Source organism: Acinetobacter sp. UBA6526 (assembly GCF_002434875.1).
In the GTDB taxonomy this organism is placed as follows: domain Bacteria; phylum Pseudomonadota; class Gammaproteobacteria; order Pseudomonadales; family Moraxellaceae; genus Acinetobacter; species Acinetobacter venetianus.
In genome coordinates, this window is sequence record NZ_DJLC01000042.1 from 1 (window position 1) to 8,897 (window position 8,897).

8 protein-coding genes are annotated in these 8,897 nt (G+C 40.1%); 6 read left to right on the forward strand and 2 right to left on the reverse strand.

Going from position 1 to position 8,897, the window contains the following annotated elements:
- The first annotated feature begins 216 nt into the window (after positions 1-216).
- From B4237_RS02585 to recJ, 6 genes are all read left to right on the forward strand, one after another.
- Positions 217-1,023: an MBL fold metallo-hydrolase gene (locus B4237_RS02585; protein WP_007481361.1), complete on the forward strand. Its 807-nt coding sequence runs from the start codon at positions 217-219 to the stop codon at positions 1,021-1,023.
- Positions 1,024-1,156: 133 nt separating this feature from the next.
- Entirely contained in the window at positions 1,157-1,522 is a 366-nt protein-coding gene (locus tag B4237_RS02590; RefSeq protein WP_278595761.1) for a YkgJ family cysteine cluster protein, read from the forward strand.
- Between the two features lie 140 nt (positions 1,523-1,662).
- Positions 1,663-3,129 carry an IMP dehydrogenase gene (guaB, locus tag B4237_RS02595; RefSeq protein ID WP_286941236.1) on the forward strand — a complete coding sequence of 489 codons (1,467 nt, stop codon included), beginning with the start codon at positions 1,663-1,665 and terminating at the stop codon, positions 3,127-3,129.
- A 127-nt stretch (positions 3,130-3,256) separates the two neighbouring features.
- Positions 3,257-4,594 (forward strand): phosphoglucosamine mutase, encoded by a 1,338-nt coding sequence (glmM, locus tag B4237_RS02600; RefSeq protein WP_004878041.1) that lies wholly within the window; start codon positions 3,257-3,259, stop codon positions 4,592-4,594.
- An 11-nt stretch (positions 4,595-4,605) separates the two neighbouring features.
- The gene (pdxH, locus tag B4237_RS02605; RefSeq protein ID WP_061397222.1) at positions 4,606-5,262 is read left to right on the forward strand and encodes a pyridoxamine 5'-phosphate oxidase; all 657 of its coding nucleotides are present in this window, start codon (positions 4,606-4,608) and stop codon (positions 5,260-5,262) included.
- On the forward strand, positions 5,263-6,963 hold the full coding sequence (recJ, locus tag B4237_RS02610; protein WP_278595759.1) for a single-stranded-DNA-specific exonuclease RecJ: 1,701 nt from the start codon (positions 5,263-5,265) through the stop codon (positions 6,961-6,963). It begins immediately after the preceding gene.
- Between the two features lie 45 nt (positions 6,964-7,008).
- Here recJ and B4237_RS02615 read toward each other — a convergent pair whose 3' ends face one another.
- Both B4237_RS02615 and B4237_RS02620 read right to left on the reverse strand, forming a co-directional pair.
- Positions 7,009-7,866, reverse strand: coding sequence for a putative porin (locus tag B4237_RS02615; RefSeq protein ID WP_004878036.1), 858 nt, complete (start codon positions 7,864-7,866; stop codon positions 7,009-7,011).
- 255 nt (positions 7,867-8,121) lie between these two features.
- Positions 8,122-8,889, reverse strand: a complete 768-nt coding sequence (locus B4237_RS02620) for a putative porin (protein ID WP_004878034.1) — start codon at positions 8,887-8,889, stop codon at positions 8,122-8,124.
- Positions 8,890-8,897 lie beyond the last annotated feature (8 nt).

Below are 8,897 nucleotides of genomic sequence, written 5' to 3' on the forward strand. Positions count from 1 at the left end.
CCAAAACTGAGAGGTATCTCAGATCGAGGTGATATTAATGAGAATGGTTATTATTTTAATTGATGTGAATAAAGATACTCAAGTTATAAATCAGTAAAATTTACATAGATAAATTACGATAAAAGTCCAATATCTGATTGAAACAGCGACTAAATCCCATTATTTTATTATGGAATTAAAAATATTTCATATTTAAAGAATTTTTCTGGGGTTGCTATGAGCTTTGATCGGACTACATCACAAATATTATTTGATAATGGTACTCATAAATGCATTAGTTTTACCAGTTTGGTAAAGGGCGAGGGGATTCAAGCCAATCAATTTTTAATTATTGATCATGATCGTGCTGCTGTTTTAGATCCAGGTGGGGACTTAACGTATGTTCCTTTGACGATGGAATTGAATCGATATACGAAGCTTAAAAATTTAGATTATGTGATGGCTTCGCATCAAGATCCTGACATTATTACCTCGATGCCGCGTTGGTTGGTTTATACCGACGCAAAAGTTGTCGCTTCAAAATTATGGGCACGATTTTTACCACATCTGAATTCAGCTTTTATGAGTGATCGTATGAAGGGCAATTGGGAGGAGCGTCTGATTGAATTGCCTGATACAGGACAAGTGATTCCACTGGGTGAATCTTCTATTGTTGCCGTACCTGCGCACTTTTTACATTCGGTTGGCAACTTCCAATTTTATGATCCAACGGCAAAAATTTTATTTTCTGGTGATATGGGGGCGTCGATTGTTGAAGATGCCAGTCTACCTATCACTGATTTTGAAGCCCACATCAAAAAAATGAAAGGCTTCCATCAACGCTATATGTGCTCAAATAAAGTGATTCGTTTATGGGTCAATATGGTTCGTCAAATGGATTTGGATATGATCGTTCCTCAACATGGCACGGCATTTGTCGGTAAAGAGATGATTAATCAATTTTTGGATTGGATTGAAAATCTAGAATGTGGCGTAGACCTTATGAATGAGTATGTTTTCAGCATTCCAACGGAAATAAATTAAAGCTTGATTAATCCTTAAAATTTGAACGAATAAATCTATCGAAAACAGATAAATATATATTGTTTTCGGTAGTGAATTTTCTTAGGATTCGCGCTATAAAAAATTTGATTTGGTCGCGAGAATTTTAATAAAAATGTTGTCTCAAATTGCTACGCCAGATGCATGCATTAGTTGTGGTGCATGCTGCGCAAATTTCCGTGTCTCATTCTATTGGGCTGAAGCTGAAAGCATGCCTGAAGAAATGGTTGAACCTCTTACAGCGATTTATTCTTGCATGAAAGGAACCAATCAATCGCCACCAAGATGTGTGGCCTTACAAGGCGAAGTTGGTGTCAATGTAAGTTGTTCTATTTATGAAGTGCGTAGCTCGAGTTGTAAAGAAGTACAAATTGCAGATGAACAATGTAATAAAGCACGAATGAAACATAATATGATTCCACTCATTTGTGTGGAATCACAAGATTCTGAAAATAATGATAATTTTGATCAAGTCTGTTAATTCTGTTTTGATAAACTCAATGTAAAAAGCATTTATTCTGATGAAGAAATGCTTTTTCTCAAATTATTTTCTTCATAGAAAATGAAAATCACATCGAAATTTGTTTATAATAGCTCACGGAAATTACCAGTGAGATTGTTATGCTGACCATCGTTCAAGAAGCCTTGACCTTCGATGATGTCTTATTACTTCCTGCCTACTCTACTGTTCTCCCAAAAGATGTCTCCTTAAAGACACGTTTAACTCGCGGAATTCAACTTAATATTCCTCTCGTTTCTGCTGCAATGGATACGGTGACTGAGTCTCGTATGGCAATTGCGATGGCGCAGAATGGTGGTATTGGTATTTTGCACAAAAACATGGACATCTCAGCACAAGCTGCTGAAGTTCGTCGTGTGAAAAAATTTGAAGCGGGGATGGTGAAAGATCCTATCACTGTGACACCAGAAACAACTGTTCGTGAATTGATTGCAATCACAAGTGCCAACAACATCAGCGGTGTGCCTGTTGTTAAAGATGGCAAAGTTGTCGGTATCGTAACAGGACGTGATACACGTTTTGAAACGAACCTAGAACAGCCTGTGAGCAACATCATGACAGGTCAAGATCGCTTAGTTACTGTACGTGAAGGCGAATCTAAAGAAAATATTCAAGCATTATTGCAAAAACATCGTATTGAAAAAGTCTTAGTTGTTGGTGAGCACAATGAACTCAAAGGCTTGATTACGGTGACTGACTTCCGTAAAGCCGAAAGCTATCCAAACAGCTGTAAAGATGACCTTGGTCGTTTACGTGTAGGTGCTGCTGTGGGTACAGGTGCTGAGACACCAAGTCGTGTAGAAGCATTGGTTGATGCTGGTGTTGATGCGATTGTTGTAGATACTGCACATGGTCATTCAGCTGGTGTAATTGAACGCGTTCGTTGGGTAAAAGCAAACTACCCACAAGTTCAAGTGATTGGTGGAAATATTGCGACAGGCGATGCGGCATTGGCATTGCTTGATGCTGGTGCAGATGCCGTTAAAGTGGGTATCGGTCCTGGTTCGATTTGTACAACACGTATTGTGGCAGGTATTGGTATGCAACAAATTTCTGCGATTGACAGTGTTGCAAATGCATTGAAAGACCAAATTCCTTTGATTGCTGATGGTGGTATCCGCTTCTCTGGCGATATGGCAAAAGCAATTGGTGCGGGTGCGAGCACGATCATGGTGGGTTCACTACTTGCTGGTACTGAAGAAGCGCCGGGTGAAGTTGAGTTCTTCCAAGGTCGTTATTACAAAGCGTATCGTGGTATGGGTTCTTTGGGTGCGATGGCAGGTGCGACTGGTTCAGCTGACCGTTATTTCCAAGACTCAAAGGCAGGCGCTGAAAAATTAGTACCTGAAGGCATTGAAGGACGTGTTCCATATAAAGGCCCAATGGGCAATATCATCCATCAAATGATGGGCGGTCTACGTTCTTCTATGGGTTATACAGGTTCATCGACCATTGAAGACCTTCGTCAAAATGCGAAATTCGTGAAAATTACTTCAGCAGGTATGTCTGAATCACACGTACATGACGTAACGATTACTAAAGAAGCGCCAAACTATCGTGTTGGTTGATTTTTGGTAATTTTACCGATAGAAAAACCGTCAGTTTACTGACGGTTTTGTTGTTTTTGGTGTAAAGTGAGCGTGATGAGAAATATATGGTGATAGACCATATAAACGATAAGAAAGTGAGTAGAAGATGAGTTATTTTGGCACTGATGGCATTCGTGGAAAATTTGGACAAATGCCAATTACCCCTGAGTTTGCATTGAAACTTGGCTTTGCCGCAGGAAAAGTATTAAAAAGAAATAGCCCGAAAAATAAGCCAATCGTGGTATTAGGTAAGGATACACGTTTATCGGGATATATTTTAGAAGCTGCACTACAAGCAGGTCTAAACGCTGCGGGTGTTTATGTTCATTTATTAGGTCCATTACCAACACCAGCGATTGCTCACTTAACTCGTGCACTACATGCCCATGCAGGGATTGTGATTTCTGCGTCGCACAACCCTTACTTTGATAATGGGATTAAGTTCTTCTCAAGTGAAGGTAAAAAACTTCCTGATACCTTACAGGATGAAATTAACCAAGAATTAGAAAAAGATCTTGTCATTGATGACACGGCAAACCTTGGTAAAAGCGTACGTGTAACAGATGCCAATGGTCGTTATATCGAATTCTGTAAATCTACTTTCCCATACCACTTCAATTTACATAATTTAAAAATTGTCGTGGATTGTGCCAATGGTGCAGCCTATAGCGTAGGACCTTCTGTATTCCGTGAGTTGGGTGCGAAGGTAATTTCATTATTCAATGAACCAGATGGTTTAAATATTAATGAAAACTGTGGTTCAACCCATCCTGAACAATTACAGAAAGCGGTTGTAGAACATCAAGCTGATCTTGGTATTGCTTTTGATGGTGATGCTGATCGCGTAGTGATGGTGGATAAAAATGGTGATCTGATTGATGGTGACCATATCTTGTATATTTTAGCGACGCAAGCTAACCACAAGCCAAAAGGTGTCGTGGGTACAGTCATGAGTAATATGGCGCTTGAACTGGCATTGCAAAAAGCAGACGTTGGTTTTGTCCGTGCCAAAGTAGGTGACCGTTATGTGTTACAAGCACTTGAAGAAAACGCTTGGGTAACGGGCGGTGAGCCATCAGGGCATATTCTCACCTTGGATAAAAGCACAACAGGTGATGCGATTATTGCTGCATTACAAGTGCTGACGGTTATGGTTGAGCAGGGTAAAGCCTTACATGAGTTAGTGGAAGGTTTTGTTTTATTCCCTCAAGTGCTGGTTAATGTTCGTTTACAGCAAATGATCGACCCGTATTCTATTCCAGCTTTAGTGGCTGAATTTGATAAAGCAGAGCAGCAGCTCAAAGGTCGTGGACGTATTTTAATTCGTAAGTCAGGTACTGAGCCTGTGATTCGTGTGATGGTTGAAGGCGATCAACAAGAAGAGGTTGTGAGTCTGGCAAATCATTTAGCTGATGCAGTACGTGCACAGGCGCAAGTTGCTTAAGGAGATAAATAATGAGTGATGTCATTAAGGATCTCAGCGAGCTACGTTTAAGTTACGAACAAGGCGAATTACACGAAGCGCAAATCAGCAATGATCCACATGTGCAATTTTTAAACTGGTTTAATCATGCGCTTGATGCAAATCTGCATGAACCCTATACCATGTCACTTGCGACAGCAAATGCACAAGGTCGTCCGCATGTTCGAACCGTCTTGTTACGTGGTGCGACTGAGGCGGGTTATGATTTTTATACCAATTATGACAGCCAAAAAGGTTTAGATCTTGCTGAAAATCCTTTTGCTGAGTTGTTATTTTATTGGCCTAGCTTAGAACGTCAGGTGCGCATCAGTGGTAAGGTGATTAAGATTTCTGAACAAGAATCTATAGATTATTATCATAAGCGCCCTCGTGATAGCCAAATTGCAGCGCACATTAGTACTCCACAAAGTGGTGCGATTTCGAGTCGTGAAGAATTGCAGCAACGTTTCCAGCAACTTCAGCAGAGCATTGGTGATCAAGGTGAGTTAGCTAAACCTGAATTTTGGGGAGGTTATCGTCTCGAAGCAGATTATTATGAATTCTGGCAGGGGCGACCAAACCGCTTGCATGATCGTTTGAGTTATGAAAAACAGAATGATCTCTGGACGATTCAACGTTTGATGCCATAAATGACACAGATACTTATTCAAAAGAGACCATTACTCACACGCCCTGAACAGTTTCAGGGCGTGCCTCTGTTTATCGCAGAGATTTTAGCAAGACGAGGTGTTCAGTCTGAACAAGAGCTTGAATTAAAGCTGAAACACCTACTCGCTCCGCATTTGAAAGATTTAGATCGAGCAGTTGAACTGATTGATCAAGCGATTGATCAGCAAAAAAAAATCATCATTGTAGGTGATTACGATGCAGATGGTGCAACCAGTACCGCGCTGATGGTATTAGTCTTAAAAGAAATGGGTGCATTGGTCGACTATCTGGTACCTGACCGTTTTAAATATGGCTATGGGTTAACTCCCAAAATTGCTGAATTGGCACACGCAACCTATCAACCTGATTTATTGATTACTGTCGATAATGGGATATCAAGTCATGCGGGTGTTGAAACGGCGCAGTCACTTGGGATGCAAGTGATTATTACGGATCACCATTTAACGACTAAGCCAACACCATTTGCTGAAGCTGTGGTGAATCCAAACCAATTGGATTGCGAGTTTTCGAGTAAGGCATTGGCAGGGGTTGGAGTCGCATTCTATGTCTTAGCAAAACTGGCAAGTTTTCGCAGTCAGCACAATAAAACGAGCAGTAAAGTCACTCAATATTTAGATCTAGTTGCTTTGGGTACTTATGCTGATGTTGCAACTTTAGATTATAACAATCGCATTTTGATTGATGCGGGTGTTAAACGCATCCAACAGTATCAGTGTCGTGCTGGAATTTTAGCGTTACTCGATATTGCTGGTCGAGATGCAGCTCATCTACGTGCGCAGGATTTAGGTTTTGTGCTTGGTCCGCGGATTAATGCGGCAGGTCGTATGGAAAGTATGCGTATTGGGATTGAATGTCTACTCGCTGAAGACATGGCAACTGCTTATCCGATTGCTCAGCAGCTCAATCAACTGAATGTTGAACGTCGACAAGTTGAAAATGAAATGAAGCAACAGGCACTCACGGCTTTGCAACAAATACAATTAACAACCGAACATATTCCTCCTGCTTTGGTAATGTTTGAGGAACAATGGCATCAAGGGGTGATCGGTATCGTTGCAGGCCGCTTAAAAGAGCAGTTTCATCGACCAAGCTTAGTGTTTGCGCCCGATGAAGATGGGATACATATCAAAGGTTCTGCTCGTTCAATCGAAGGGATTCATATCCGAGATATGATTGAGCAGGTTGCTGAACAGTATCCGCATTTGGTCAGTCATTTTGGTGGACATGCAGCAGCAGCGGGTTTAACACTAAAAAAAGAACATTTTGAAGAATTTAAAACCGTGTTTACTCAAATGATTGCGGAAATGGATTCTGATTTATTTCAAGCAACTTTATGGACGGATGGTGAGTTAGATGACTCCGCTTTGCATTTAGGAACTTTAGATTGGATAGAGCAACTTGGCCCTTGGGGGCAAAAATTTCCTCTACCTCAGTTCGAGGGTCGGTTTAAAGTGATTGATTATCGTTGGCTCAAAGATCAGCACTTAAAATTAAAACTTGCTGTAGGGCAACATGCGATTGATGCGATTGCTTTTAATGCCATCGATCGTTATGAATTTAATCCAATGTTGGGTTATGTCGATTTGGTGTACACCTTAGAACGTAATGTTTTTAATGGGAATACCAGTTTACAATTGCAGGTCGCCTATTTAAAGCAATAAAAAATCCGCTCTGTTGAGCGGATTTTTTGTTTTATAGAAACTCAATTAAAAGCGGAATGTACCGTTGATGCCATAAGAGTCAGCACCATCAGTTGTCGTGTATCCCACACCTAAAGCAAATTGAGGGTTAAAGAATTTTTGTGCACGAATGTTGAAAATACTATCCGAGTCGTCAGCTGTAGAGTCTGCAAAAGAAACACCAACACTTAGTGTTTGATCTAAATACAGATCAGCAGCTAAACGATAAGATGTTTCATCACCGATGTAAGTTACACCTTCAAAATTTGTATAGAAGCCTGCGACTTCAGAAACATATTTTGCGCGAAGTGAAACGGCTGTATCGTCGTTATCACCAGAAACAACGGCAGCATTACTGACATTAGTAACAAAACCATATTTTGCGACTTTTACAGGGTTGATACTTTCTGAAAAATCAGCCACACCTACAGCAAGTAATAAACCATTTACTGGAAGGAAACCTGCTTCAAACTCGTAACCATTGCCATTATCTGACTCTGAACCAAGTCCATTAATGGTGGCTTTAATATTCGTGCGGTGTAATGCACCAGAAACATAAAACTGAGTATCAGGAATAAAAATTTCGCCTTCTACACCGATAATATTAAATTGCAAATCACCAAAATCTTCATCATCTTGAAGTTTGCTATACGCATATCCACCGCCGATGTTCGATGCTTTGTCAAGGAAAGCTGCTTCTGCAAGAGGCGCATTACGGGTTTGCACAGGATTAAAGTAATATTTACCGCTGATTGCTGCGCTATTGGTTTTACCGCCGTCCATGTCGACGTATTCATAAGCACCAGTCGCTTCGGTTTGATATGCATTCGCATTTAAAGCAACACAAGAACTTAAAAGTGCTGTAATTAAGCTTAATTTTTTCATTCAATAACTCCCCTTTATTAAAATAATGCATCGTAATAATTTGTTGCGAGTTGTAGTGTAGTCAAAATTTGAGAGTCGTCAATTATTAAATGAATGATCAAAATATTTAGCTGTTTCTGTTTAAATAATCAGATATTGAATTCAATATGAATCAGGATGCTTATTTTTTTATTTATAAGTATTCATTATATAAAAACCGCCCTGAAAATTGATTTCAGAGCGGTTTTTTTGAATCTAAAAGTTAGGATTTAACAATTAGAAACGGTATGCAGCACGAACACCATAAGTGTTGTAATCATCGCCAAAACCGACACGACCTTCTAAGCTTACTTGCTGATTTAGGAATTTCTTCGCAGAAATACCCCATTCATCACGGTTCGTAAGATCGTTATTGTAGTAATCTGCACCTACACTGAGTGTTTTATCTAGGTAGTAATCACCTTTTACTCGGTATTCGTCTAAATCACCGAAAGCACCATATGCTTCTAAGTTAATGTCATTTCCACCAACTTGGGTGACGTATTTTGCGCGAACGGTTGGGTCTGCACCGTCTTTACCATCTTTTTCGTCATACCCTTTTACACCTAAAGCAAGTAATAAACCTGGTGCAGGTAAGTAACCTACTTCAGCAGCATAAGTTGTAACTTTTTGATCGATAGATGTATTGTCTACTTCTAACTCATTACGACCCAAATTACCGCTTAAGTAAAAGTCACTATTCGGGACAAAATATTCTACACCTACGCCATATTGTGAGTCTTTTATACCGTTATTGTCTGCGTAATTCACTTTTGCACTAACATTACTTGCGCGGTTTACAAACGCTGCTTCAGCAAGAGGTGCATTACGGGTTTGCACTGGGTTGAAATAGTATTTTCCATCTACACCAAAGCTATGTGTTGCATCGAAATCATCCCAATCAGAATAAGTATATGAGCCGCCTACTTCAGCTTGATAAGCATGTGCAGTACCTGTCACTGCCAATGCAGATAAAAGTGCCGATGCAATTGCCAATTTTTTCATGGTTACTT

Coding starts and splice junctions, on each gene's coding strand:
- B4237_RS02585 (WP_007481361.1), top strand. CDS start 217: ATGAGCTTTGATCGGACTACATCACAAATATTATTTGATAATGGTACT.
- B4237_RS02590 (WP_278595761.1), top strand. CDS start 1,157: ATGTTGTCTCAAATTGCTACGCCAGATGCATGCATTAGTTGTGGTGCA.
- guaB (WP_286941236.1), top strand. CDS start 1,663: ATGCTGACCATCGTTCAAGAAGCCTTGACCTTCGATGATGTCTTATTA.
- glmM (WP_004878041.1), top strand. CDS start 3,257: ATGAGTTATTTTGGCACTGATGGCATTCGTGGAAAATTTGGACAAATG.
- pdxH (WP_061397222.1), top strand. CDS start 4,606: ATGAGTGATGTCATTAAGGATCTCAGCGAGCTACGTTTAAGTTACGAA.
- recJ (WP_278595759.1), top strand. CDS start 5,263: ATGACACAGATACTTATTCAAAAGAGACCATTACTCACACGCCCTGAA.
- B4237_RS02615 (WP_004878036.1), bottom strand. CDS start 7,866: ATGAAAAAATTAAGCTTAATTACAGCACTTTTAAGTTCTTGTGTTGCT.
- B4237_RS02620 (WP_004878034.1), bottom strand. CDS start 8,889: ATGAAAAAATTGGCAATTGCATCGGCACTTTTATCTGCATTGGCAGTG.